Source organism: Clostridium weizhouense, assembly GCF_019431045.1.
In the GTDB taxonomy this organism is placed as follows: Bacteria; Bacillota; Clostridia; order Clostridiales; family Clostridiaceae; genus Clostridium; species Clostridium weizhouense.
This window is the reverse complement of the sequence record NZ_JAHXPT010000004.1, coordinates 285,395-312,037: the sequence shown is the minus strand read 5'-3', so window position 1 is coordinate 312,037 and position 26,643 is coordinate 285,395. Positions and strand designations below refer to the sequence as shown.

24 protein-coding genes are annotated in these 26,643 nt (G+C 27.8%); 23 read left to right on the top strand and 1 reads right to left on the bottom strand.

Annotated elements, in window-relative coordinates:
* The first annotated feature begins 13 nt into the window (after positions 1-13).
* From KYD98_RS07630 to KYD98_RS07615, 4 genes are all read left to right on the top strand, one after another.
* On the top strand, positions 14-1,468 hold the full coding sequence (locus KYD98_RS07630; RefSeq protein WP_219779016.1) for an aminotransferase class I/II-fold pyridoxal phosphate-dependent enzyme: 1,455 nt from the start codon (positions 14-16) through the stop codon (positions 1,466-1,468).
* A 3-nt stretch (positions 1,469-1,471) separates the two neighbouring features.
* Entirely contained in the window at positions 1,472-2,326 is an 855-nt protein-coding gene (gene speE / locus KYD98_RS07625; protein ID WP_219779015.1) for a polyamine aminopropyltransferase, read from the top strand.
* A 177-nt stretch (positions 2,327-2,503) separates the two neighbouring features.
* Positions 2,504-3,349 (top strand): agmatinase, encoded by an 846-nt coding sequence (gene speB / locus KYD98_RS07620; protein ID WP_219779057.1) that lies wholly within the window; start codon positions 2,504-2,506, stop codon positions 3,347-3,349.
* 257 nt (positions 3,350-3,606) lie between these two features.
* Positions 3,607-4,257, top strand: coding sequence for a flavin reductase (locus KYD98_RS07615; protein ID WP_219779014.1), 651 nt, complete (start codon positions 3,607-3,609; stop codon positions 4,255-4,257).
* A 136-nt stretch (positions 4,258-4,393) separates the two neighbouring features.
* Here the strand turns inward: KYD98_RS07615 and KYD98_RS07610 are convergent, their stop codons facing one another.
* Complete coding sequence (locus KYD98_RS07610) at positions 4,394-5,488, bottom strand: glycerol dehydrogenase (protein ID WP_219779013.1); 1,095 nt, start codon at positions 5,486-5,488, stop codon at positions 4,394-4,396.
* A 296-nt stretch (positions 5,489-5,784) separates the two neighbouring features.
* Between KYD98_RS07610 and KYD98_RS07605 the strand changes: the two genes are divergently transcribed.
* The 19 genes from KYD98_RS07605 (at position 5,785) to KYD98_RS07515 (ending at position 26,634) form a co-directional block, all read left to right on the top strand.
* Positions 5,785-6,654 (top strand): radical SAM/SPASM domain-containing protein, encoded by an 870-nt coding sequence (locus KYD98_RS07605; RefSeq protein ID WP_219779012.1) that lies wholly within the window; start codon positions 5,785-5,787, stop codon positions 6,652-6,654.
* A gap of 84 nt (positions 6,655-6,738) precedes the next feature.
* Positions 6,739-7,320, top strand: coding sequence for a hypothetical protein (locus KYD98_RS07600; protein ID WP_219779011.1), 582 nt, complete (start codon positions 6,739-6,741; stop codon positions 7,318-7,320).
* A gap of 442 nt (positions 7,321-7,762) precedes the next feature.
* Positions 7,763-8,356 carry a Holliday junction branch migration protein RuvA gene (ruvA, locus tag KYD98_RS07595; protein WP_219779010.1) on the top strand — a complete coding sequence of 198 codons (594 nt, stop codon included), beginning with the start codon at positions 7,763-7,765 and terminating at the stop codon, positions 8,354-8,356.
* Positions 8,357-8,401: 45 nt separating this feature from the next.
* Positions 8,402-9,442, top strand: coding sequence for a Holliday junction branch migration DNA helicase RuvB (ruvB, locus tag KYD98_RS07590; protein WP_219779009.1), 1,041 nt, complete (start codon positions 8,402-8,404; stop codon positions 9,440-9,442).
* A gap of 14 nt (positions 9,443-9,456) precedes the next feature.
* Positions 9,457-10,482: a tRNA preQ1(34) S-adenosylmethionine ribosyltransferase-isomerase QueA gene (gene queA / locus KYD98_RS07585; RefSeq protein ID WP_219779008.1), complete on the top strand. Its 1,026-nt coding sequence runs from the start codon at positions 9,457-9,459 to the stop codon at positions 10,480-10,482.
* Positions 10,483-10,652: 170 nt separating this feature from the next.
* Positions 10,653-11,789, top strand: coding sequence for a tRNA guanosine(34) transglycosylase Tgt (gene tgt / locus KYD98_RS07580; RefSeq protein ID WP_219779007.1), 1,137 nt, complete (start codon positions 10,653-10,655; stop codon positions 11,787-11,789).
* Between the two features lie 135 nt (positions 11,790-11,924).
* Positions 11,925-12,200, top strand: a complete 276-nt coding sequence (gene yajC, locus KYD98_RS07575; protein ID WP_219779006.1) for a preprotein translocase subunit YajC — start codon at positions 11,925-11,927, stop codon at positions 12,198-12,200.
* Positions 12,201-12,253: 53 nt separating this feature from the next.
* A complete protein-coding gene (locus KYD98_RS07570; protein WP_219779005.1) occupies positions 12,254-12,622 on the top strand; it encodes a TIGR04086 family membrane protein in 369 nt (122 codons plus the stop codon).
* Positions 12,623-12,935: 313 nt separating this feature from the next.
* Complete coding sequence (gene secD, locus KYD98_RS07565) at positions 12,936-14,192, top strand: protein translocase subunit SecD (protein WP_219779004.1); 1,257 nt, start codon at positions 12,936-12,938, stop codon at positions 14,190-14,192.
* Entirely contained in the window at positions 14,185-15,078 is an 894-nt protein-coding gene (gene secF / locus KYD98_RS07560; RefSeq protein ID WP_219779003.1) for a protein translocase subunit SecF, read from the top strand. The genes secD and secF overlap by 8 nt, the downstream gene beginning before the upstream one ends.
* Before the next feature lie 187 nt (positions 15,079-15,265).
* Entirely contained in the window at positions 15,266-16,129 is an 864-nt protein-coding gene (locus KYD98_RS07555) for a DHH family phosphoesterase (protein ID WP_219779002.1), read from the top strand.
* A gap of 57 nt (positions 16,130-16,186) precedes the next feature.
* Positions 16,187-16,705, top strand: coding sequence for an adenine phosphoribosyltransferase (locus KYD98_RS07550; RefSeq protein ID WP_219779001.1), 519 nt, complete (start codon positions 16,187-16,189; stop codon positions 16,703-16,705).
* A 108-nt stretch (positions 16,706-16,813) separates the two neighbouring features.
* Positions 16,814-19,009, top strand: coding sequence for a RelA/SpoT family protein (locus KYD98_RS07545; RefSeq protein WP_219779000.1), 2,196 nt, complete (start codon positions 16,814-16,816; stop codon positions 19,007-19,009).
* Positions 19,010-19,023: 14 nt separating this feature from the next.
* On the top strand, positions 19,024-19,473 hold the full coding sequence (gene dtd / locus KYD98_RS07540) for a D-aminoacyl-tRNA deacylase (protein WP_219778999.1): 450 nt from the start codon (positions 19,024-19,026) through the stop codon (positions 19,471-19,473).
* 25 nt (positions 19,474-19,498) lie between these two features.
* Positions 19,499-20,098, top strand: a complete 600-nt coding sequence (locus tag KYD98_RS07535; RefSeq protein WP_219778998.1) for an MBL fold metallo-hydrolase — start codon at positions 19,499-19,501, stop codon at positions 20,096-20,098.
* A gap of 64 nt (positions 20,099-20,162) precedes the next feature.
* On the top strand, positions 20,163-21,587 hold the full coding sequence (locus KYD98_RS07530) for a coproporphyrinogen III oxidase (RefSeq protein ID WP_219778997.1): 1,425 nt from the start codon (positions 20,163-20,165) through the stop codon (positions 21,585-21,587).
* A 97-nt stretch (positions 21,588-21,684) separates the two neighbouring features.
* Entirely contained in the window at positions 21,685-22,938 is a 1,254-nt protein-coding gene (hisS, locus tag KYD98_RS07525; RefSeq protein WP_219778996.1) for a histidine--tRNA ligase, read from the top strand.
* A gap of 162 nt (positions 22,939-23,100) precedes the next feature.
* A complete protein-coding gene (gene aspS / locus KYD98_RS07520; RefSeq protein WP_219778995.1) occupies positions 23,101-24,900 on the top strand; it encodes an aspartate--tRNA ligase in 1,800 nt (599 codons plus the stop codon).
* Positions 24,901-25,146: 246 nt separating this feature from the next.
* Positions 25,147-26,634, top strand: a complete 1,488-nt coding sequence (locus tag KYD98_RS07515) for an MBOAT family O-acyltransferase (protein ID WP_219778994.1) — start codon at positions 25,147-25,149, stop codon at positions 26,632-26,634.
* Positions 26,635-26,643 lie beyond the last annotated feature (9 nt).

Genomic DNA, 26,643 nt, shown 5'->3' with positions numbered 1-26,643 from the left:
AGGGAGATAGAGAATGAAAAATAAAGAATCCCAATCAAAAGCACCTATTTATGAAGCATTAATGAGGTATAAAAAAGCTAGAGTTGTACCATTTGATGTTCCAGGACATAAGCAAGGACGTGGTAATCCTATGCTTAAAGAATTTTTAGGTGAACAATGTGTTTCGGTTGATGTAAATTCAATGAAGCCACTTGATAATCTTTGTCATCCTGTATCTGTTATAAAAGAAGCAGAAGAACTTGCAGCAGAAGCATTTGGCTCCAAACATGCATTTTTAATGGTGAATGGAACTACTTCTGCTGTTCAAGCAATGGTTATGAGTGTTTGTAAAAAAGATGAAAAGGTTATAATGCCACGTAATGTGCATAGAAGTGCAATTAATGCTCTTATTATCAGTGGAGCAATTCCAGTTTATATAAATCCAGGTGTTAATAAAAAACTTGGAATACCTCTTGGAATGTCGGTTGAAGATGTAAAAAAAGCAATAAAAGAACATCCAGATGCAAAAGCTATATTTGTAAATAATCCAACTTATTATGGAATTTGTTCAAATTTAAAAGAAATTACTAAGCTTGCACATGAAAATGGAATGTATGTTTTAGTAGATGAAGCACATGGAACTCATTTTTATTTTGGCAAGAATATGCCAGTTTCAGCAATAGAGGCAGGAGCAGATATGGCGGCTGTTAGCATGCATAAGACTGGAGGTTCATTAACTCAAAGTTCTTTTTTACTTCTTAATTGTGATTTGCATATTGGATATGTTCGTCAAATAATTAATTTAACACAAACAACAAGTGGTTCATATTTACTAATGTCCTCTCTTGATTTAGCAAGAAGAGATTTAGTATTGAATGGAAAAGAGATTTTTGAAAAAGTTACAGAACTTGCTGAATATGCAAGAGCTGAAATAAATAAGATTGATGGATACTATGCTTTTTCAAAAGAGCTGATTGATGGCGATACTGTTTTCGACTTTGATAAAACTAAATTATCGATTTTTACCAGGGATATTGGCTTAGCCGGAGTTGAAGTATATGATATTTTAAGAGATGAATATGGTATACAAATAGAATTTGGTGATATTGCGAATATTCTTGCAATTATCTCTGTTGGTGATAGAAATCTTACAATAGAAAGATTAATTTCATCATTATCAGAAATAAAAAGATTATATTCAAAAGATAAAGCAGGAATGTTTGATCATGAATATATAAATCCAGAAGTTGTACTTACTCCACAGGAAGCATTTTATTCAGAAAAAAACTCTTTACCTATAAATAAAAGTGATGGAAAGATATGTGGTGAATTTGTAATGTGTTATCCACCAGGAATACCAATTCTTGCACCAGGAGAAAGGATTACTAGAGAAATTTTAGACTATATAGAATATGCAAAAGAAAAAGGATGTTTTTTAACAGGAACAGAAGATATAAAAATTAAAAATATTAATATTGTGGAGGAATGATAAATGGAATTATGGTATACAGAACAACATACTGATGATGTAAGATTTTCAATTAAGGTTGATAGAGAGTTACACAGTGAACAAAGTAAGTTTCAAAGAATAGATATTTTAGAATCTAAAGAATTTGGAAAATTTTTCACTCTTGATGGATTAATGATGGTAACAGAAAAAGATGAATTTATTTATCATGATATGATAGTTCATGTACCAATGGCGACAAATCCCAATATAAAGAAAGTATTAGTTATTGGAGCCGGAGATGGTGGAACAGTAAGAGAACTTACAAGATATAAAACTATAGAAAAAATTGATATGGTTGAAATTGATGAAAGAGTTGTGGAACTATGTAGAGAATATTTTCCACAAACAGCTTCTCAACTTGACGAAGAAAGAGTTAATTTATTCTTTGAAGATGGATTAAAATTTGTACGTAATAAAGAAAATGAATATGATTTAATAATAGTAGATTCAACAGATCCATTTGGACCAGGTGAAGGATTGTTTACTAAAGAGTTTTATGGAAATTGTTATAAAGCATTAACTGATGATGGAATTTTAGTTAATCAACATGAGAGTCCATATTATGATTATTATGCAAGATCAATGCAATCTGCCCATGAAAAGATAGTAGAATTTTTCCCAATAAATAGAGTATATCAAGCTCATATTCCAACTTATCCATCAGGTCATTGGTTATTTGGATTTGCATCAAAAAAATATGATCCAATAAATGATTTAAATGCTGATGCTTGGAACATATTAGGACTTAAAACAAAATATTATAATACAGATCTTCATGTAGGATGTTTTGCACTTCCTAATTATGTTAAAGAACTATTAGGTGAAAATATTAAATAAAACTATTTTCATGAGTATTTGTTTAAAGTAGGCACATTAAAAGTAATAAGCAAGTATTTTTATATATTTGAATTATTATTCTCATTGATATGCCTTAATAAAAATTAAAACTTATACATAAATATGATTATTATTTGTGTATAAGTTTTATTTAGAATGGAGAATTTGAATATGAAAATGCATAGAAATATTGAAACTTTTATAGGTTGTGATAATAATTATGAAGAATCTAAAATTGTTGTATTTGGAGCTCCTTTTGATTCTACAACATCATTTCGTCCAGGTACAAGATTTGCAAGTAAAACCATGAGAAGTGAATCTTTTGGAATAGAGACATATAGTCCATATCAAAATAAAGACTTAGAAGATATAAATGTTTTTGATGGTGGAGATTTAGAATTATGTTTTGGTAGTGCCAATAAGTCATTAGAGCAAATAGAACAATTTACTTCTAATATAATAGAAGATAATAAAATACCATGTATGATAGGTGGTGAACATTTAGTTACTCTTGGATCAGTAAAAGGAGTTTTGAAAAAATATCCAGATTTACATATTATACATTTTGATGCTCATGCAGATTTAAGAGATGACTATTTAGGAGAAAAACTTTCACATGCAACAGTTATGCGTAGAGTATGGGATCTTGTAGGAGATAAAAAAATCTTTCAGTTTGGAATTAGATCTGGTGAAAAAGAAGAATTTTTATGGGCAAAAGACCATGTAACAACAAATAAATTTGATTTTGCTGGACTTAATGAAGCTGTTGAATATCTAAAAGGAAAACCAGTGTATTTTTCAATTGATTTAGATGTTTTAGATCCATCAGTATTTCCGGGAACAGGAACTCCTGAAGCTGGTGGAGTTACATTTAAAGAATTATTAAAAGCAATTATAAATGTTTCACAACTTAATATTGTTGGCTGTGATATAAATGAATTATCTCCAATCTATGATCAAAGTGGAACATCTACAGCGACTGCATGTAAGATTTTAAGAGAATTATTATTATCCATATATTAAAACCTTATAATAAATACTAAATTTTTCGAGTAAAGCTTAAATAGGTTTTACTCGATTTTTTATGAAATAAATGTATAATTTTTGTAAAGTTATATATTAAAGACTATTTTAAATATATTTTAATAAATATTAAATAAAATTATATAGCAATATTATGGAAAATTTTCATATAAATATTGATATAATCTAATAATAGCGGTACAATTATTATTATAAGATAATTATTGTTAATTAAAGAAGGGTAGGGGAAAAGTTATATGGATCAAAGTGCATTATTTACAATAACATATGGAGTATATATTTTAACAACTGAAGTAGATGGAAAGATGAATGGTTGTACAATAAATACATTAAGCCAAGTTACTCAGGAACCAATGAGAGTTAGTATTACAGTACTTAAGAAAAACTTTACTAATGAGTTGATTAAAAAATCAAATAAATTTTCAGTATCAATCGTAAGTAAAAATGCTTCATTAAATACAATTGCACATTTTGGATATAGTAGTGGTAGAGATGTCGATAAATTTAAGGATATGCCATATATTTTAGATGAACTTAATAATCCGGTGGTAGAAAAGGATTGTATAGCTACATTATCTTGTAAAGTTGTCAAAGATATAGATCTCGGAACTCATAATATGTTTATAGCAGAAGTAGTAAATGCTAAAAAATTAAATAATGAAGAACCAATGACATATGCATATTATAGAGATCTTAAAACTGGAAAAGTGGAGCAAAAGAAAGATAATGAAAAGAAATCAGAAACTATAGAGAAAGTAAAAGATGTATATGAATGTTCAGTTTGTCATTATATTTATGATGGTGATATAGATTTTGAAGATTTACCTGATGACTATATCTGTCCAATATGTCATAAACCGAAATCAGCTTTTTTTAAGGTTAATTAGTAGAAAAGCCTATAAAGTAATTTTAAAAATTAGTTACTTTGTAGGCTCTTAATTTTTTTACTGAAAGTCCACGTTAGAGTATAAAAATTAACTTATATTTGAATTTTATACTGCAATATAAACGTTTAATTAAGGGTTATTTATGATAATGAGATCCTAATTTATCAGCAGTTAAAATTGCAGAATAAACATCATAAGGAGTTACATCAAAAGGCATATTATAGATAGTTTCACCTTCAGCACAAGAAGCTTCAGCTACTTTCATAATATCATCTTTATCAATTTTTTTTATGCCCATATCTGATAAATTAGTTGGAAGTCCAACACTTAAACAAAAATCTATGACTTCTTTAATTTCTTCTAAAGGAGCATTTTCAAGAACTAATTGAGCTATTGTACCAAATGCAACTTTTTCACCATGATATAGATTATGACATTCTTGTAGTACAGTAAATCCATTATGAATTGCATGTGCTCCAGATAATCCACCACTTTCAAAGCCTAAGCCACTTAATAAAGTGTTTGCTTCAACAACATTTTCAACTGCTTTTGTTACAACATTATTATTAACAGCCATTTTTGCTTTAAATCCCTCGGATAATAATGTATTATAACATAATTTAGCTAGCGCTTCTGCTGCTAAAGTTATATGTCCATTAGACATATTTAAGCTGTTTGCTCTTTTACAAGCTCTTAATTCAAAATAGGTAGCTAAAGCATCGCCCATTCCTGATATTAAAAGTCTTGATGGAGCACTAACAATTATTTGAGTATCTACCAAAATAAGATCTGGATTTTTATTTAAAAGTAAGTATTTATCAAATATTCCTTCATCAGTGTATATAACTGATAATGCACTACAAGGAGCGTCCGTAGAAGCGATAGTTGGAGCTATAACTACTGGAACATTTTCAAAATAAGCAATAGCTTTTGCAGTATCTAAAATTTTACCTCCACCTATACCAATAACAACATCACAGTTATTTTCCTGAAAGCTTTTTTGTAGTCGTTTTATTTCGTTTTCAGAACATTCACCATTAAAAATTTCAAAAATTAAATTAGTATTACTATCAGAGAAACTTTCTTTTATAATGTTTGCGACTCTCTTCATGCCAGAAGTGCTTACAATAACAAAAAAGTTCTCTCCTAAATTTTTAGTATGTTTAGATATATTTTTAAGTTCCCCTTTACCTTGTACATATTTTCCAGGGGAAATTATAATATTTGCCATAATCTTTCCTCCAAACGTATGAAATTAAATCTATAATAAAGTATAGCTATATTATAACATAAAAACGTTTTAATTGGTTATAAATTCTAAATAGTTTGAAAATTTCTAAATATGTAAACAAATAATATAATATCAGAGAAAATAAAAATAAATGTTGAAAAATACTGTATATATAAATAGAAAAAGTGGATTTTTTCTGGAAAGATTATTGATAAATTAGTATAATATGATTTATTAATTATGTCATAAAGATTAAAAATATATATTGAAAGTAAGGAATTAAAGGGTGAATAAAAATGAAAAAATTTAAAAGAGTATATATAGAAATAACAAATGTTTGCAATTTAGAATGTGATTTTTGTCCTAAAACCTCTAGAAAATTAGGGTTTATGGATGAAAAGTCATTTGAACATATTTTAAAGTGTGTTAAGCCATATAGTGATTATGTTTATTTTCATTTAATGGGAGAACCTTTTTTAAATAGAAACCTCGAACAATTTTTAGAATTAAGTGAAAAATATAAGGTGAAAGCCAATATTACTACAAATGGGACTTTAATTAAAGATGTGAAAGATATATTGATTAAAGCACCAGCGTTAAGGCAAGTTAATATTTCACTTCATAGTTTTGAAGCAAATAATAAAGATATAAACTTTGAAGAGTATCTAGATAATATAATTAAATTTTCGAAAGAGGCTACTGAGAAAAGCAATATAATTTGTTCATTAAGATTATGGAATTTAGATACAAAGTATAAGGCCAGTAATAATATGAATATTGATATTTTTAAAATACTTGAAGAGAGTTTTAATTTAAATTATAACTTAAAAGAAGAATTAAAAGATAAAAATAGCGTTAAATTAGCTAACAATTTATATCTTAGTATGGGAGAAAAATTTAAGTGGCCATCAATAAAGAGTGATGAATTAGGGGAGAGGGCTTTTTGTTACGGATTAAGAGATCAAATAGGTATATTAGTAGATGGAACTGTTGTACCATGTTGTTTAGATAGTGAAGGAAATATATCGCTTGGAAATATATTTGATAATGAACTTGAAGATATTTTAAATTCTAAAAGAGCAAAAGATATATATGATGGTTTTTCTGAAAGAATTGCAGTTGAAGAATTATGTAAAAAATGTGGTTTTATAAATAGAGCAAGATAATGCATAAACTAGTTAATTAAATTTACCATAAATATGCATAATTTTTTACCATTAAGTCAATACTTCTACCAAGGAGTGATGAATATGGTAAATAAGAAAAGAAAAATAATGATTTTTTGCATTTTAATGCTAGCACTTATATTTTCAATGACTTATTATTTAGTAGATAGATCAACTAATTATAAAGGCTTAGCCCAAAGTTCTCAAGGTAAAGTGAATACTGATATTGCTGTCAATAAATTAGATGACAATATTAAGGTTTCATTATTTGCAGGTGATAAGAAAGAAAGTGATATGACCATATCGGAAATAAAAAAACAATTAAACATTAATGATGATTTGACACAGGAACAATTAATTGAAATTTTAAAAAATAGTGGTTATAACCTTGATGTTATGTCAAATGGAGAATTTATGTTTAAAAGAAAAGTGTCAAATTCTTTAGAGCCAAATAAATATTATATTGGTGACAAAGATGGATATTTAGCTATATATGAAACAAATAAAGAAGGAGTAGCTTCTATAAAAAATAATGAAGATATATTTTCAGATAATAAACCTATTGAAAGTTTAAGAGATAGTGATAAAAATAAAATAAAAAATTTTGAACTTAAATATGATTCTAAAGATGAAGCAGAAGAAAGTATTTCAGAACTAATTTCTTAAAAATTATATTATGTTTTACATGTTAATGAGTACTATATATAGTGAAAGATTCATAGAGCATGTTTTACTATAGCATTAGCATTTTTAAAATTAAGATTTTTAAAAGCGTAGATAATTCTTATAATTGCATAATAAAATACCGTAATTAATTTATGAATAGGTCTATTGTTTATAAATTAATTATTGAACATAAAATAAGCTATATAATTGTAAAATTTATTTTATAACAGTTATATGGTTTATTTTTATTTGCCAAGCTATGTTTTGAAATATATCTATTTTTAATTACTATATTTAAGCGAAATATAAAATTGACTAAATAAGTACGAACGTATATTTTCTTTTAGGTGCCTTATTGAAAGATTTATTGTAAAATGATAAAGTATAAGTTAGGTTTTAAGTAAATATATATTTTATTTAAAATATAGGAGGATTTTAATTTATGTATGAATATATAAAAGGAAAGTATGTTGGAATAAATAAAGATTATATAGTCATTGAAAATAATAGAATAGGATATAAAATTTTCACTTCAGGTGCAACAATGTCCTCTATGCCAGCATCTGGAGAAGATGTTATGTTGTATATTGAACAGATTGTAAGAGAAGATTTTATTGGATTATATGGATTTGATTCTGAAGAAGAATTAGATATGTTTAAATTGCTACGTACAATTAATGGTGTTGGAGCAAAAGCTGCTTTATCGCTACTTTCTATAAGTAGATTGAATAATTTAAAGTATGCAATAATAACTGGTGATGAGAAGCATCTTTGTCGTGGAGTAGGAATAGGAAAAAAGACTGCTGCAAGAATTATTTTAGAACTTAAAGACAAGTTGAAATCGGACGAATTAGTGGAAAACATTGATGGATTTGAACCTATACAAGAAAATACATTAGCAATATCAGAAGCATTAAGTGCACTGGTTGCATTAGGATATACAGAAAAAGAAGCAGAAAATGTTCTTGAGACTATAGATAAAACTGAAAGCGTTGAAAATATAATAAAAAATGCATTAAAAGCGTTAATGGGATAAAATATTTAGTACTTATTTTACTTAATAAAGAGGGGGTGTATTTAAGTGGAAAGAATAGTGGAACCAATTCAATTAAGTGAAGATGATAATTCAGAGCTTAGTTTAAGACCTCAAAAAATCAAGGAATATATTGGTCAGGAAAAAGTAAAAGAAAGATTAGATATATTTATAAAAGCAGCAAAGAAAAGAAATGAATCATTAGATCATGTACTTTTATATGGTCCACCAGGTTTAGGTAAAACTACATTAGCTAATATTATTGCCAAGGAAATGAGTGGAGATTTAAAAATTACATCTGGTCCAGCAATTGAAAGGGCAGGAGATTTAGCAGCTATTTTAACAACTTTAAAAGATTATGATGTTTTATTTATAGATGAAATACATAGATTAAATAGAACTGTAGAAGAAATACTATATCCAGCTATGGAAGATTATGCTCTAGATATTGTAATCGGTAAAGGGGCAGCGGCAAAATCTATAAGACTTGATTTACCTAAATTTACACTGATAGGAGCAACGACAAGAGTAGGAATGTTAACATCTCCTTTAAGAGATAGATTTGGAGTGCTTTGTGCAATGGAATATTATAATGAAACTGAACTGAAAGAAATTATAATAAGAAGTGCAGCTGTCTTTGGATGTAAGATTACAGAAGAAGGGGCTTTAGAAATTGCAACAAGGTCTAGAGGAACACCTAGAATTGCTAATAGATTGCTAAAAAGGGTACGAGATTATTCAGAAGTTAAATCTAATAATGTAATTTCAGTTAAAGAAGCAAAGGCAGCATTAGAATTACTAGAAGTAGATAGTCAAGGATTTGATAAAGTTGATAATAAAATATTAGAAGCGATTATAGACAATTTTAATGGTGGTCCTGTAGGAATTGAAACTCTTTCGTACTTTATAGGGGAAGAGCTTGGAACTATAGAGGATGTTTATGAACCTTATTTATTACAACAAGGTTTTGTTGTAAGAACACCTAGAGGGCGGGTTGCAACAGATAAAGCTTATAAACATTTAGGAAGAGTCAACAATAGTAAACATAAAGAATGTAACAGTGAACAAAAAAGTTTTTTTAATAGTTAGGAGAAGATATAGTAATGAACGTAAAAGACTTTGATTTTTATTTGCCAGAAGAACTAATAGCACAACATCCATTAGAGAGAAGAGATTCTTCAAGACTTATGGTTTTGAACAAAGAAACTGGAGAAATAACTCACAAAACTTTTCATGACATCATAGAGTATTTAAATTCAGGTGACACTTTAGTATTAAATAATACAAGAGTAATGCCAGCAAGACTGATTGGGGAAAAAGAAGAAACTGGTGGTAAAATAGAATTTTTATTACTTAAAAGAATAGAAAAAGATAAGTGGGAATGTTTAGCTAAGCCAGGTAAATCAGCGAGAATAGGAAGAAGATTTACTTTTGGTGAAGGAAAACTTAAAGCAGAAGTAATAGAAGTTAAGGAAAATGGAAATAGAATAGTAGAATTTTATTATGAAGGAATATTTGAAGAAGTTTTAGATTCATTAGGAGAAATGCCACTTCCACCTTATATTCATGAAAGATTAGAAGATAAAGAAAGATATCAAACAGTATATTCTAAAGAAAATGGTTCAGCAGCAGCACCAACAGCAGGACTACATTTTACAAAAGAATTATTAGAACAAATAAAAGAAAAAGGTATTAATATAGTATATGTAACACTTCATGTTGGTTTAGGAACATTTAGACCGGTAAAAGTTGATAAAATAGAAGAACATGAGATGCATTCAGAGTTCTATATGCTTTCAAAAGAAAGTGCTGATATAATAAATGAAACTAAAAAAAGGGGAAACAAAGTAATCTCTGTTGGAACAACATCAACAAGAACTTTAGAAACTATTGGGGATGAAAATGGATTTGTTAGAGAACAAAGTGGATGGACTAATATCTTTATTTATCCAGGATATCAATTTAAAGTTGTAGATAAACTTATAACAAATTTCCATTTACCAGAATCAACATTAATAATGTTAGTTTCTACTTTGGCAGGAAAAGAATATGTTATGAATGCATATGAAGAAGCAGTAAAGGAAAAATATAGATTTTTCTCTTTTGGAGATGCAATGTTTATTAAGTAAGTTAATTGATAATAAATAAAAAATTGTTTGAATTACATTGATGAGGTGACATAGTCAAGTGTTTCAATATAAGTGAGAATTAAGTTAAAAACTTTATTCTTATAACTTAGCTAATGCCAAGAATAAAAGGTGTTAGTTTCCTTAAAAATATAATTAAGAGGTGAGCGCTTGTGAGTAAAAGATATACTTTACTAAAGAAAGAGGGAAAAGCAAGAAGGGGAGAATTTAAAACTCCACATGGAACAATACAAACTCCAGTATTTATGAATGTTGGAACTTTAGCAGCTATAAAAGGCGCAGTTTCAAGTATGGATTTAAAAGAGATAGGATGCCAAGTTGAACTTTCTAATACATATCATCTTCATTTAAGACCTTCTGATAAGGTTGTAAGAAAACTTGGTGGATTACATAAGTTTATGAATTGGGATAGACCAATATTAACAGATTCAGGTGGATTTCAAGTATTCTCTTTATCAGGAATAAGAAAAATTAAAGAAGAAGGGGTATACTTTAATTCTCATATAGATGGGAAAAAAATATTTATGGGGCCAGAAGAGTCAATGCAAATACAAAGTAATTTAGCATCTACTATAGCCATGGCATTTGATGAATGTATCCCTAACCCATCAACTAGAGAATATGTAAAAAATTCTGTAGCTAGAACAACAAGGTGGCTTGAAAGATGTAAAGATGAAATGGATAGATTGAATTCATTACCAGAAACTTTAAACAAAGAACAAATGTTATTTGGTATAAATCAAGGTGGAGTTTATGAAGACATAAGAATAGAGCATGCTAAAACTATAACTAAGATGGATTTAGATGGTTATGCAATAGGTGGACTTGCGGTTGGAGAAACTCATGAAGATATGTATAGAGTAATTGATGCAGTAGTACCATATTTGCCTGAAGATAAGCCAATTTATTTGATGGGAGTTGGTACGCCAACTAATATATTAGAAGCAGTTGATAGAGGAGTAGATTTTTTTGATTGTGTATTACCAGCCAGAAATGGAAGACATGGGCATGTATTTACAGGAAATGGTAAAATAAATCTATTTAATGCAAAATTTGAGTTGGATGAAAGACCAATAGATGAAGGCTGTCAATGTCCAGCATGTAAAAATTATACTAGAGCTTATATAAGACATTTATTTAAAGCAAAAGAAATGCTTGCGATGAGATTATGTGTATTACATAATTTATATTTTTATAATAATTTAATGCAGGAAATCAGAGATGCTATAGACGGGAATTATTTTAAAGAGTTTAAACAACGTAAATTAGAAGAGTGGAATGGATTATAATGGTACAGATTGACATTGTAATCAAATAATTGTAAACTAACTATCATAGAACATCTGAATTTAGTATATATTTGATTTAAGCAATTAGATATATTTAAGTTCTTAAATTTAAAGAATTTTTATGGAGGTATAAAGATGAACATGGCAATTTTAACAAACATTGTACCTTTTATAGTGGTATTTGTTATATTTTATTTTCTACTTATATTACCTGAAAAGAAGAGAAAGAAAAAATATAACTTAATGTTAAATGAATTAAATGTTGGTGATGAAATCATGACTAGAGGTGGAATCATAGGCAGAATATCAAAGATTGATGAAGAAAATGTTGTTATAGAAACAAGTGCAGCAAAGACTAAAATTAAAATTTCAAAGAATGGAATATCTTCTAAAATAAACAAGGAAAATTAATCATAATACCTCTTAATACTTCATAAAATTGAGTATTAGGGGGTGTTATTTTAATGGAAAGTAATAATTATGTAAAATCAGTATTTAAAGGTTTATGTGGAGCTTTAATTTTAAGCTTAATTGGAGTAATAATATTATCTATATTTATGAAAATTATTGATTTTACTCCAAGTATATTTAGTATGATATATGTTATTATATCTTTAGTAAGTTTAGCAATTGGTTCTATAATAGGAGCAAAAGCAAATTCATCAAAAGGATGGCTTGTAGGTCTTGGAATAGGATTAAGTTATTATTTAGTTTTATTTATATTATCAAGTTACATAGGTGGAGCTATAACATTTAAAATTTTTGATTTTGCTAAATTTGCTATATCTATGGTGGTTGGATTATTAGCAGGAATGTTAGGCATAAATATATAAAAATCTTTATTAAGAATTTTTATTGTGATATAATCATTTTTGTATTGGTAATATCTTGAACACTATTGATATTTTTCAACAGTTTAGTATAGTATATTAAATAAATTTAAGGATCACGTTATATGGTATTGTAAGAAGAGTATAAGTCTAGTGTAAAGGTGATAATCTAATAATATATCACTTAGTTCATTATACTTATACTTAAGTATATATATTTTACATAATAAAATGTTACGGTGAGTTTTATACTATAAGTTCAATGATTTGGGTTTTACGTACTAAAATAAAACTATAAGAGTAGAGGGGGATTACGATGAAGAAAAAAAGAAAAAGTGCAGTGTTATTTATATTAATAGTTGCTGTAGCATTTTTCTCAGCTTTCGTTGGATTTAAAGGAATGGTTATAAGTGGATGGAAATTTAAATCTTTCGATGAAGTGATAACAAAAGGTCTTGATTTACAAGGTGGGGTTTCAGTATTGATGGAAATTCAAGAAAATCAAGTAACTAGAGAACAATTAGAAAGTACAAAAGAACATATTTCTTTAAGAGTAAATAAGCTTGGAGTTGCTGAGACTGTTGTTACAACAGAAGGTGAAAAAAGAATAAGAGTAGATATTCCAGGTGCGTTTGATTCACAAGAAATTGTTGAAAGTTTAAGCAAATCAGGAAATTTAATCTTTAAAGGTCCAAATGATGATGAAATTCTTACAGGTAAAGATGTGAAGAAAGCATCAGCAGTACTTGATCAACAAAACGGTCAACCAGTTGTATCATTAGAATTAAATGAAGATGGTCAAAGAGCGTTTTCAGAAGCAACTGGAAAGTATGTAGGACAAAAAATATCTGTTTATATGGATGATGAATTATTAACAAGTCCAACTGTTCAAACACAAATTGTTGATGGAAATGCAGTTATTACTGGTAGTCAAACATTGGATGAAGCTAAAAAATTAGCTGGAGTTATAAATTCAGGAGCTTTACCAGTTACCGTTAAGGCGGTTTCGGTTAAAAATGTAGGAGCACAATTAGGTGCCACAGCACTTCCTAATGCCTTAAAAGCAGGAACTTTAGGAATTGGATTAGTATTTTTATTCATGATTTGTTATTATAGAGTTCCAGGATTTTTAGCTAGTATAGCTTTAGTTTTATTTATAACTATTACATTATTTGTATTTGCACAAGTTGGAGTAACATTAACATTGCCAGGTATAGCGGCATTACTTCTGACAATTGGTATGGCAGTTGATGCTAATGTACTGATTTTTGAAAGAATTAGAGAAGAATTAAGAAAAGGTATATCTACTAAAACATCTATTAAAAAGGGGTTTGAAAATGCTCTTTCATCAATAGTAGATTCAAATGTAACAACAATTTTAGTAGGTTTAATATTATATTTCTTCGGTTCAGGTGCTGTTAAAGGTTTTGCAGTTACATTAATGATTGGTATAATTATAAGTTTATTCACAGCTTTAGTAGTAACTAAATTATTAATTAATTTGGCAGCTGATATTGGAATGCTTAATAAATTATCACATTTTAGAGTTAAGAGGGAGGTAGAACATGCTTAAGATAATAGAAAAATCAAAGATATGGCTTTCTATTTCTCTAATTATAATCTTAATAGGATTAGGTTTTTTATTTACTAGAGGGTTAAATTTTGGAATAGATTTTAAAGGTGGTACACAACTAACAATTCAACTTAAAGAAGGAATAGATAAACAAGAAGTTGATGATATAATAAAAGGCTATGCTCCAGATGCTGTTGCTAATATGGTAGATAATAATCAATATGAAGTAAAATCAGGGGATTTAGATACTGAAAAGGTAGCTTCAATAATGAATGAGTTAAAATCTAAGTATGAATTAGATAACAATGCATTAATTTCTCAAGATGAAATAGGTGCAGCTATTGGTAAAGAGTTAACTAAAAATTCATTAATTGCAGTCCTTATGTCATTTATTGCAATGTTAATATATATAGCTATAAGATTTGAAATTAATTTTGGTATTGCTGCATTAATAGCTACCATACATGATGTTTTAATAACAATAAGCGTATATGCTATATTTAACATTTCAGTTAATACTCCGTTTATTGCAGCCGTATTAACTATAATAGGTTATTCAATAAATGATACTATTGTAATTTTTGATAGAATAAGAGAAAACTTTAAAAATATGAGAAGATCTAATCCGATAGAAATTGCAAATACAAGTTTAACTGAAACTATGTCAAGATCTATAAATACATCTTTGACAACATTATTTACTATAATTGCTGTAAATATATTTGTACCAACTGTAAGAGAATTTACTATACCTTTAATTATAGGTATAGTGGCAGGTGCTTATTCGTCTATATTTGTAGCATCTCCAGTTTGGGTTTATTTAAAAAGCAAAAAAAATGGGAAAAATAAAATAACAAATAAAAACAAATCTTTACAAAATGCATAGATATATTAAAGTGATTTTGAATAATTTATAAATGAAAATCTATTTAAAATTGATATAAATATTAAAGGAAAGAATAAACCTCCATATTTAATAATGGAGGTTTATTCATTTTTTAATAAAATATTTGTAAAAATTCATTTTATCAATTATAATATAAATGTTTTCTAATTTTATGGAGGAGTAAGCCATGCGTAAGTTCTGGGAAAGTATTTATTGTCCAAATTATATTACTGGATATAACCCTTTTATCCTTAAAGGTATGAACAAAGCATTAGAAAGATTAGTCTCTGCAGTAAATAACAGAGAGAAAATAGTTGTTTATGGGATTCCAAATGTTGATGGTATTTGTGCTGTCGCATCGCTAATTCTTGTTTTAAAATATTTGAATGCAGATGTAGAATATCTTATATATGATGGGGTAAAAACAAGGGATAAACTTAATTGTAAAGATATAAAAAATAATGTGGATTTTTTAGGTGCTGAGTTATTAATAACTTTAGGAGTAGGTTTGAAATCTCATGAGGAAGTAGCTTTATGTAGTAATTTGGGCATAGATTTAATTGTTTTTGAAAACAAGGAAACTGACCTTGTTGATGAATACATTCATGTTAATCCAAAACAAAAAGGATGCCAATATAGATATAAAGACTTATCTATAAGTGGATTGACATTTAAGTTAATGCAAGCAATTGCAATATATTATAATATGAAAAGTATTAATAAATATTTGGATTTAATTCTTATGGGAGTACAATGTACAAATGTACCAATTAAAGGGGAAAATGCAGTATTGGTTAAAGAAGGAATAAAATTCCTGCTTAATACTAATAATAATGGGTTAAGATCAGTAATAGAATTTAATAATATAGAAGAATTTGATTATGATTCTATAAATGAGATGATAGAATTTATTACTCCTACAATAGGAGCAGTGGGAATTATGGACAATGCCAGAATAGTATTAGAATTATTGACTACAGTTGATAAAGATCGAGCAGATCAGATAGTAAAGTATTTATATAGTTCTAAAAAATGTATGCTGTTTAAATAAAATCAATAATAATTTTATACATAGTTTGATTAAATAATATTTTCAGGAGGAATAAAAATGGATTTAAGAGAGAGTATAAGAATAATTGATGGATTTCCTAAGGAAGGGATAAGTTTTAAAGATATAACAACATTAATAGGTGATGGAGAGTCTTTAAAAGCTTCAATTGATATGTTCGTAGAATACTTAAAAGATAAAAATATAGATTTAATTGTTGGACCAGAGGCAAGAGGATTTATTTTTGGAGTGCCTGTTGCATATGCATTAGGAGTTGGATTTGTTCCAGTAAGAAAACCAGGTAAACTACCAGGAGAAACTATATCTGTTAATTATGATTTAGAATATGGTAGTGATGTTCTTCAAATTCATAAAGATGCAATTAAAAAAGGTCAAAGGGTTGCAATTATAGATGATTTATTAGCAACAGGAGGTACATTGGAGGGTGTTGCTAAATTAGTAGAACAAGCAGGTGGAGAAGTTGTTTCTATTGATTTCTTAATAGAATTAACAGAACTTAAAGGAAGAGATAAACTAAAAGATTATGATGTTATATCATTAGTACAGTATGATATTTAAATTTATTGAAAATAGTTGTAAAATAATATATAATTATAAAAAAGGGCTGGTTATATAACCAGCCTTTGAATTTATAGAAATTTAGCAAAAGGAGAGAAGTAAGTCCTTATGATTGAAAACTTATTAGAAAAGATTCATAATAATTGTCATAATGTTGATGTTGAAATTATTAAAAAAGCATATTCTTTTGCAGAAGAAGCTCATAAGGAGCAAAAAAGAGAGTCAGGAGAACCATATATAATTCATCCTATTGATGTGGCAGAAATTCTTGCAGAGCTTGGTATGGATACCAGTACAATTGCAGCCGGCTTACTTCATGATGTGATTGAAGATACAGAATGTTCGTATGAATTAATGGTAAACACTTTTAATGAAGAAATAGCTAATCTAGTAGAGGGTGTTACTAAGCTTACTAAACTTGGTGAGATGGAATATAAGACTAAAGAAGAACAACAAGCTGATAATGTTAGAAAAATGCTTTTGGCAATGGCTAAAGATATAAGAGTAATAATTATAAAGTTAGCTGATAGACTTCATAATATGAGAACACTTAAATTTATGCCAACAAAAAAACAAAAAATGAAAGCTAAAGAAACATTAAACATTTATGCTCCATTAGCACATAGATTAGGTATGTCTAAAATTAAATGGGAACTTGAAGATTTATGTTTTAGATATCTTCATGAAACAGAATACTATGAATTAGTACATCAAATAGCTGAAAAAAGAGTTGAAAGAGAAACATATATAAATAATGTTGTAATTGATTTGAAGAAAAGATTGGAAGATGCTGGTATTGATTCGGATATTGAAGGCAGACCTAAACATTTTTATAGTATTTATAAAAAGATGGTTAACAAAAATAAGAGTATTGAACAAATTTTTGATTTAACAGCAATCAGAGTTCTTGTGAATTCAGTAAAAGATTGTTATGGTGTTCTTGGAATAGTACATACAATATATAGACCAATTCCAGGTAGATTCAAGGATTATATAGCTATGCCGAAACCTAATATGTACCAATCTCTACATACAACAGTAATAGGTGCACAAGGGAAAACTTTTGAAATACAAATAAGAACTTTTGAAATGCATAAAACAGCAGAATATGGAATTGCTGCTCACTGGAAGTATAAAGAAGGAGACTCTTCACAAGAAGATAATTCTAAAGAGTTTGAAAAGAAGTTAGTATGGCTTAGAGATATGCTAGAATGGCAAAAGGAAACTTCAGATGCAGAAGAATTTATAGAAGGATTTAAAATTGATCTTTTTTCTGATGAGGTATTTGTATTTACACCAAAAGGTGTAGTAATAAATTTATGTAGTAAGGCAACTCCTATTGATTTTGCATATAGAATACATACTGATGTTGGTAATAAGTGCGTTGGAGCTAAAGTTAACGGAAAAATAGTTCCTCTTGATTACACTCTTAAGACAGGTGAAATTGTTGAAATACTTACTTCGCCAAATTCAAAAGGTCCTAATATGGATTGGCTTAATATAGCTAAGAGTAATCAATCAAAAAGTAAGATAAAACAATGGTTTAGAAAAGCTAAAAAAGAAGAAAATATTATAAAAGGAAAAGAACTTCTTGATAAAGAGCTTAAAAAGCAAGGGGTTAATCTCTCTGATATAGCAAAAGGTGATAGTTATGAAAAATTAATAAAGAGATATAATGTTCACTGTATTGAAGATTTACATGTAGTAATTGGAGTAGGTGGAATTTCTGCATCCTCTTTTGTATCGAGACTTAAGGAAGAAAATGAACCAGTTAAAGAAAAAGAGATGCAGGAGTCTTTAAATAAAACTATTGAAGATCATATTGCTAAGACAGATAGACAAAAAAACTCACAAAATTATGGTATAACTGTAAAAGGTGAAAGTAATCTTATGGTTAGATTTGCAAAATGTTGTAATCCTGTACCAGGAGATGAAATATTAGGGTATATAACAAAGGGAAGAGGGGTATCGGTGCATAGAAAAGACTGTAGTAATCTTAAAAATTTAATTGATACAGATGGCGAAAAGGTAGTAGAAGTATCTTGGGGAATACCAAGTGGAAATGCTTATTTTGCTGAAATTCAAGTTAAGACAGAAGATAGAATGGGTATGCTTGCAGATATAATGAGTGTAATTACAGATTTAAAATTGCATTTAAGCGCGTTAAATGCAAATGCAGCTAAAGAAGGTATAGCTTTAATTGGAATAAAAATAAAAATTAATTCTATAGATGAATTAAAAGATCTTATGAAAAAGATTAAAAGACTTAAGGGTGTAATAGATGTTTATAGAATGAATAGTTAAGGGATGATAAAAATATGAGAGCAATAGTACAAAGAGTAACTTCATCAAGTGTTAAAGTAGATGGAGATATAATAGGCTCTATTGGTAGAGGTCTTAATGTGTTGATAGGTATATCTAAAGATGATAATATTGAGGATTTAAAATATATAAAAGATAAAATTATAAATCTAAGAATATTTGAAGATGAAAATGAAAAAATGAATTTATCATTATTAGATATTAAAGGAGAAATTTTACTTATATCACAATTTACTTTATATGGTGATTGTAGAAAAGGTAGAAGGCCCAATTTTATGCAAGCGAAATCTGGAGAAGAGGCAGAAAAACTTTATGAAGATTTTATAGAACTTTTAAAAGAAGCAAATGTGTCTGTTAGTACAGGAAAATTTGGAGCTGATATGAAAGTTGAAATAAATAATGATGGTCCAGTAACAATAATACTAGATAGTGAAAAAATTTTTTAAAATTTTTATTTAGGAGGTACTGAAAATGATTATAAAAACAATTCCAGCGGGTATATATGATGCAAATTGTTATTTAGTAATAGATGAAGAATCAAAAGATTGTGGAATTATTGATCCAGGTGGAGACGCTCAAAGATTACAAGCAATTATTAAATCTTTAAATGTTAAAGTTAAATATATAATTTTAACACATGGGCATATAGATCATGTGGGTGGAGTAGTTGAACTAAGTAAATCCTTAAATATTCCATTTTTTATAAGTAAAATTGATGAAGAATATATGGAAAAAGACAATTATGTTTTTGGAAGTTTACCTAAAGCATCAGGATATTTAAAAGAGGGAGACACTTTAAGTTTAGGAAATAAGGAATTTAAAGTAATAGAAACACCGGGTCATACTAAGGGGGGGCTTTGCTTTTTAATTGAAGATAAATTATTTACAGGAGACACACTGTTCCAAGCTTCGATTGGAAGAACTGATTTTGCAGGTGGAGATTTTAAAGAAATCATTAAGAGTATAAAAGAAAAATTAATTATACTTGGAGATGATATAGAAGTTTATCCAGGGCATGGACCAATGTCTACCATAGGATATGAAAAAAGAAGAAATACATTCTTATTATAAGGCATATTCAATTCTTTCATTGAAAGTGGCGTAGCCACTTTTTTATGTGTAAAAAGGAGAAATTATGGAAGTTAAAATTAGTTTAAATAATTTAAAGTACAGATATGAAGTGTATCAATTATTTAATATATATTTTCCTTTAAGTGAGATTAAATTCTTAAGTGAAGAAGAAAGTGAATATATTTTTTATATTGGTGATGAAACTATGAAATTTTCTTATAAGGAATATGTTAAAGAAGAATCTTTAGAAGAGAATATTAAACATTCTCTTAGAAGATTCATTTTTTCCTGTTTAAAAGAATTAACTGGAGATATGTATCCATGGGGAATTTTAATAGGAATTAGACCATCAAAGATAGCACTTAAATTGTTAAAAGAAGGAAAGACAGAAAACGAAGTTATAGAAATATTCAAAGATTATTATCTGGCTCATGAAGATAAAGCAAAAATTTGCATAGAGGTTGCAAAAACTGAAGAACGATTTGTAAATAAGGATAAAAATAAAATTTCTATTTATATTGGAATGGCTTTCTGCCCAACTAAATGTTTATATTGTTCTTTTACCTCAAATCCTATAAAGGGAAACAAAAAAATGGTAATGCCCTATATAGAGGCATTAACTAAAGAAATTAGAGGTATCAACAAGTATATTGAAGAAAAGAATCTTCATATAGAAACTGTTTATTTTGGAGGGGGAACTCCAACTGCTGTTAATGATGAAGAATTTAAGTTTATAATGAAAGAGATATATAGTGCTTTTATTAAGGATAAAGATGTAAAGGAATTTACTGTTGAATGTGGTAGACCTGATACTATAACTTTAGACAAGTTGGAAACTATGAGAGATTATGATGTTAGTAGAATAAGTATTAATCCTCAAACGATGAATGATAAAACCTTAAAATTAATAGGAAGAAGTCATTCAGTAGAAGATGTTAAAGAAAAATTTGATATGGCACGAAGCCTTGGTTTCAAAGATATAAATATGGATATAATAATAGGATTACCAGGTGAAGGTCATAATGAAGTTATTAAAACTAAAAATGAATTAATAGCTTTAAAACCAGATAGTATTACAGTTCATGGCCTTGCATTAAAAAGAGGATCAAGAATGTATGAGAATTTTGTTTTAAAAAAAGGAATTGATATTCCAAATCAAGAAGAAATAATGAAAATGTACGAAGAAAGCAGGAATTTAGCAAAAACTTTGGATATTTATCCATATTATATGTATAGACAAAAAAATATGGTTGGAAATATGGAGAATTTAGGATATGCTAAAAAGGGTAAGGAATGTATCTATAATATTGAAATGATTGAAGAAAAACAAACGATTATTGCCTTAGGAGCTGCTGCTGTCAGCAAAGTAATATTTTTAGAAGAAGATAGGCTTGAAAGATTTCCAAACTTGAAGGATATTAAAGAGTATGTTTCAAGGGTAGATGAAATGATTGAGAGGAAAATAGAATTACTTAATACTTTGTATTAAAATATATTATTGTGGAAATAAATTAATTTAAGTTTTTATAAATTATATTATAAAAAGCTTAAATAAGTTTTATTTTCTTATTTAAGGAGGAATATAAATGGCAATGGAAATGCAGGCACCAAAGGGTACAAAGGATATGTTACCACAGGATGCTTATAAGTGGCATTATGTAGAAAATACATTTAGAAATGTTGCAAAAACTTATGGAATTAGAGAAATTAGAACTCCTATGTTTGAACATACAGAACTATTTTTAAGAGGTGTTGGTGATACAACAGATATAGTTCAAAAGGAAATGTATACTTTTAAAGATAAAGGTGATAGAAGTATAACATTAAAACCAGAAGGAACAGCATCAGCAGTTAGAGCTTTTGTAGAAAATAGATTATTTAATGAGGCACAACCTACAAAGTTATATTATATAACTCCAGCATTTAGATATGAGAATGTTCAAAAAGGAAGACTTAGACAATTCCATCAATGTGGATTAGAAGTTTTTGGTTCTAAGGAACCTTCAATGGATGCAGAAGTTATATGTGTAGCTATGGATACTTTAAAAGAATTAGGTTTAAAGAATTTAAGTTTAAATATAAATAATTTGGGATGTCCTGATTGTAGACCTAAATATAATGAGGCATTAAAGAAGTTTTTAGAAGAAAATTATGATGGACTTTGTGATACTTGTAAAAGCAGATTTGAAAAAAATCCGATGAGGATTTTAGATTGCAAAGAAAGAAAATGTAAAGAAATCACAAAAAATGCACCTATAATTTTAGATTTTATGTGTCAAGAATGTGATACTCATTTTACTAAAGTTAAAGAGTATTTAGATATATTAGGAGTTCCATATACAATAGATCCAGGAATAGTTAGAGGGTTAGATTATTATACTAAGACTATTTTTGAAATATTAAGTTCTGAATTTACAGTATGTGGTGGCGGAAGATATGATAAACTTATAGAGGAACTTGGTGGTCCTTCTATGCCAGCAGTAGGTTTTGGTATTGGTATTGAAAGAATGATAATGATGCTAGAAAAAGAAGGCATAGAAATACCTAATGAGGCTTTAATTGATTTATATATTGGAGCTAGAGGAGAAGAAGAAAGAAAATATGCATTTAAATTAGCTCACAATTTAAGAATATTAGGAGTAAACTGTGAAATTAACCATATGGGTAGAAGTATAAAGGCAGAAATGAAATTTGCAAATAAATTAGGAGCCTTATTTACTACTATTTTAGGAGAAGATGAACTAAAAAATGAAAAAATAACTTTAAAGAGAATGTCTGATGGGGAAACTTTTGATGTTTCTTTAAATGATACAGAGGCAATTAAAAAAATAGTTAAATAAAAATATGTTTTTCTTACATATTTATTTATATAATACTTGGATAATTTATATTAAATGTTAGCCAATAATCCATTAAAAGTATTCAACAGAATATAATTAATGTTATTAAATATCATTAAATGTAAATTAGAATTTGGAAAAAGTGTTAGGAGGAAATGACAAATGGGTGAAGCCTTAGGTGGTTTAAAACGTACAATGATGTGTGGAGAACCTAGAGAAAATCATATAGGTAAAAAGATTACTTTAATGGGATGGGTTCAAAGAAATAGAAAACTTGGAGGACTTGAATTTATCGATTTAAGAGATAAAACAGGCATAATGCAAGTTGTTTTTGGAGAAGAAATCAATGCTGAAGCTTTTGAAAAAGCAAAATCAGTAAGACCTGAATATTGTGTAGCAGTTACAGGGGAAGTTGTTAAAAGAGAAAGTGTTAATGAAAACATGCCAACTGGTTTTGTTGAATTAAAATGTGAATCTATAAAGATTCTTTCAGAATCAGAAACTCCACCAATATATATAAAAGAAAATTTAGACGCAGCAGAAAATATAAGATTAAAATATAGATACTTGGATTTAAGAAGACCAGATATGCAAAGGATATTTGCAATTAGAAGTAAAACAACAAAAGCTATTCGTGATTATTTAGAAGAACATAACTTTTTAGATGTGGAAACTCCAATTTTATCAAAGAGTTCTCCAGAAGGAGCTAGGGATTATTTAGTACCTTCAAGAAATTATCCAGGAATGTTTTATGCACTTCCACAATCACCACAAATATTCAAGCAATTATTAATGGTATCTGGATTTGACAGATATTATCAAATAGCTAAATGTTTCAGAGATGAAGATTTAAGAGCAAATAGACAACCGGAATTCACTCAAGTTGATATGGAATTGAGCTTTGTTGAGCAAGAAGATATAATGGCTTTAAACGAAGGATTAATAGCACATGTATTTAAGCAAGTTGCTGGAGTAGATGTTTCTCTTCCAATTAAAAGAATGACGTTTAAAGATGCAATGGAAAAATACGGATCAGATAAGCCGGATCTAAGATTTGGAATGGAAATTACTAATATAACAGAAGATGTTAAAGATTTAGATTTTGTAGTATTTAAGGATGCTATAGCTAATGGTGGATCTGTTAGAGCATTGTGCCTAAAAGGTGGAGCATCACTTGGAAGAAAGCCTCTTGATAAGTTAGGTGAATTTGTTAAGACTTATAAAGCAAAAGGATTAGCTTGGATTCAACTTAAAGATGAAGGTGTTAAATCATCAATTGCTAAATTCTTAACTGATGATGTTACAAATTCAATAGTAAATACTATGAATGCAGAAACTGGAGATGCTATTTTAATAGTGGCAGATAAAAATTCGGTAGTATTCCAAAGTTTAGGAGCATTAAGATTAGAATTAGCTAAGCAATTTGATTTAATTAAGGATAAGAATGAAATTAATTTCACATGGATTACTGAATTCCCATTATTTGAATATAGTGAAGAAGAAGAAAGATACAAAGCTTGTCACCATCCATTTACTGCACCAATGGATGAAGACTTAGATTTTATTGAATCAGATCCAGGAAGTGTGCGTTCTAAGGCTTATGACTTAGTATTAAATGGCGAAGAGCTAGGTGGAGGTTCTATAAGAATTCATGATACAGCGCTTCAAGAAAGAATGTTTAGGGCACTTGGGCTTACAAATGAAACAGTTAATGAAAGATTTGGATACTTATTACAAGCATTTAAATTTGGACCACCACCACATGGTGGCTTAGCATTTGGTCTTGATAGAATGATAATGTTCTTAGCAGGAACAGAAAACATAAAAGATGTAATTGCATTCCCTAAAAACCAAAATGCATATTGCTATTTAAGTGAAGCACCAAATATAGCTGATGAAAAGCAATTGTTAGAACTTGGAATAGCGGTATTACCTAAAGAAGATAAAAAATCAGAAGAATAATATTAGATATAGTAAAATTTATTTGTAATATATATATCAGTATAAAAAGGTAGGATCTAGAAATGGATTCTACCTTTTTTATATGGATTTTATATGAAAAAATAAACTTTATATATAAAAATATTATAATTTTTATTTTTATGGGTAAAATATACAATGTTAACTTATATTAGATTTATTAGTAATATATAAAGTTGAACCTAAGTTTTAAAACTAATATTTAAATTAATAATGGGAGGAAAACATATGACTTTTAATTCAATAGATTTTTTAATTTTTTTTCCAATAGTAACTATAATTTATTTTATCATACCATCCAAATTAAAATGGATATGGTTATTAGTATCTAGTTATTATTTTTATATGTGTTGGAATCCTAAATATGCTATATTAATAGCTATTTCAACAATAAGTACATATTTAACTGGATTATTAATTGAAAAAAGTTGTTTGATTAATGAAAAAAATAAATCAAAATTATTAAAAAGATTTTTGGTATTAATGAGTTTTCTTACTAACTTAGGAATATTATTTTTATTTAAATATTATAAGTTTTTTACAAGAGGAATTAATGTTTTGATTTCGATATTTGATATTACAGTTAAATTTCCTGCTTTCGATTTTATGTTACCAGTAGGTATATCATTTTATACTTTTCAAGCCTTAAGTTATACAATTGATGTATATAGAGGAGACATTAAAGCTGAAAAAAATTTAGGTAAGTATGCTCTTTTTGTTTCATTTTTTCCTCAATTAGTTGCAGGACCAATAGTAAAATCTAAAGATTTATTACATCAATTTAATGAAGTACATAATTTTGAATATTTAAGAGTTAAAAATGCATTAGTTCAAATGTTGTGGGGATATTTTAAAAAAATATTTATTGCTGATAGATTAGCTATATTAGTTAATACAGTGTTTGATTCACCTTCTGAATATGGAGCAAGTCAAATTATAATAGCTTCAATATTTTTTACATTTCAAATATATTGTGATTTTTCATCTTACTCTGATATAGCAATAGGAGCTGCGAAAGTTATGGGATTTATTCTTCCTGAAAATTTTAGGCAACCATATTTATCAAAATCTATAAAAGATTTTTGGAGAAGGTGGCATATAACATTAAGTTCTTGGTTTAAGGATTATGTATATATACCCTTAGGTGGAAATAAAAAAGGATCTTTTAGAAAATATTTAAATATTATGATTGTATTTTTACTTAGTGGATTATGGCATGGTGCATCATTAACTTTTATAATATGGGGAGTATTACACGGAATTTATGAAATTGTAGGAGGAATAACTAGAGGAATAAAAGATAAGATTATTAGAAAATATGGTATAAGAAAAGATTTTGTTAGTTATCAAATTCTTCAGGTGTTTACTACATTTTTCCTTGTAAGTTTTGCGTGGATATTTTTTAGAGCAAATTCATTTAATGATATAAGAATAATATTTAGAAATTTGTTTTTACATAATGAAAGTATTTTACAAGATGGTACATTGTTTAATTTAATTATATCACGTGATGAATTTATAGTAGCTGTTATAGGTATAGTTATACTAATAATTATTGATATTTTAAAAGAAAAAATAAATCTTTTAGAAGTATTATCGCACAAGAAAATAATATATAGATGGGGTATTTATATATCTATAATTTTAATAATTATTATATTGGGTGTTTATGGTTCGGGATATAGTGAACAACAATTTATATATTGTCAATTTTAGGAGAGTAAT

Bases quoted from the DNA above. Each gene is read 5' to 3' on its own strand.
- KYD98_RS07630 (WP_219779016.1), top strand. From the start codon at position 14: ATGAAAAATAAAGAATCCCAATCAAAAGCACCTATTTATGAAGCATTA.
- speE (WP_219779015.1), top strand. From the start codon at position 1,472: ATGGAATTATGGTATACAGAACAACATACTGATGATGTAAGATTTTCA.
- speB (WP_219779057.1), top strand. From the start codon at position 2,504: ATGCATAGAAATATTGAAACTTTTATAGGTTGTGATAATAATTATGAA.
- KYD98_RS07615 (WP_219779014.1), top strand. From the start codon at position 3,607: ATGGATCAAAGTGCATTATTTACAATAACATATGGAGTATATATTTTA.
- KYD98_RS07610 (WP_219779013.1), bottom strand. From the start codon at position 5,488: ATGGCAAATATTATAATTTCCCCTGGAAAATATGTACAAGGTAAAGGG.
- KYD98_RS07605 (WP_219779012.1), top strand. From the start codon at position 5,785: ATGAAAAAATTTAAAAGAGTATATATAGAAATAACAAATGTTTGCAAT.
- KYD98_RS07600 (WP_219779011.1), top strand. From the start codon at position 6,739: ATGGTAAATAAGAAAAGAAAAATAATGATTTTTTGCATTTTAATGCTA.
- ruvA (WP_219779010.1), top strand. From the start codon at position 7,763: ATGTATGAATATATAAAAGGAAAGTATGTTGGAATAAATAAAGATTAT.
- queA (WP_219779008.1), top strand. From the start codon at position 9,457: ATGAACGTAAAAGACTTTGATTTTTATTTGCCAGAAGAACTAATAGCA.
- yajC (WP_219779006.1), top strand. From the start codon at position 11,925: ATGAACATGGCAATTTTAACAAACATTGTACCTTTTATAGTGGTATTT.
- KYD98_RS07570 (WP_219779005.1), top strand. From the start codon at position 12,254: ATGGAAAGTAATAATTATGTAAAATCAGTATTTAAAGGTTTATGTGGA.
- secD (WP_219779004.1), top strand. From the start codon at position 12,936: ATGAAGAAAAAAAGAAAAAGTGCAGTGTTATTTATATTAATAGTTGCT.
- secF (WP_219779003.1), top strand. From the start codon at position 14,185: ATGCTTAAGATAATAGAAAAATCAAAGATATGGCTTTCTATTTCTCTA.
- KYD98_RS07555 (WP_219779002.1), top strand. From the start codon at position 15,266: ATGCGTAAGTTCTGGGAAAGTATTTATTGTCCAAATTATATTACTGGA.
- KYD98_RS07550 (WP_219779001.1), top strand. From the start codon at position 16,187: ATGGATTTAAGAGAGAGTATAAGAATAATTGATGGATTTCCTAAGGAA.
- KYD98_RS07545 (WP_219779000.1), top strand. From the start codon at position 16,814: ATGATTGAAAACTTATTAGAAAAGATTCATAATAATTGTCATAATGTT.
- dtd (WP_219778999.1), top strand. From the start codon at position 19,024: ATGAGAGCAATAGTACAAAGAGTAACTTCATCAAGTGTTAAAGTAGAT.
- KYD98_RS07535 (WP_219778998.1), top strand. From the start codon at position 19,499: ATGATTATAAAAACAATTCCAGCGGGTATATATGATGCAAATTGTTAT.
- KYD98_RS07530 (WP_219778997.1), top strand. From the start codon at position 20,163: ATGGAAGTTAAAATTAGTTTAAATAATTTAAAGTACAGATATGAAGTG.
- hisS (WP_219778996.1), top strand. From the start codon at position 21,685: ATGGCAATGGAAATGCAGGCACCAAAGGGTACAAAGGATATGTTACCA.
- aspS (WP_219778995.1), top strand. From the start codon at position 23,101: ATGGGTGAAGCCTTAGGTGGTTTAAAACGTACAATGATGTGTGGAGAA.
- KYD98_RS07515 (WP_219778994.1), top strand. From the start codon at position 25,147: ATGACTTTTAATTCAATAGATTTTTTAATTTTTTTTCCAATAGTAACT.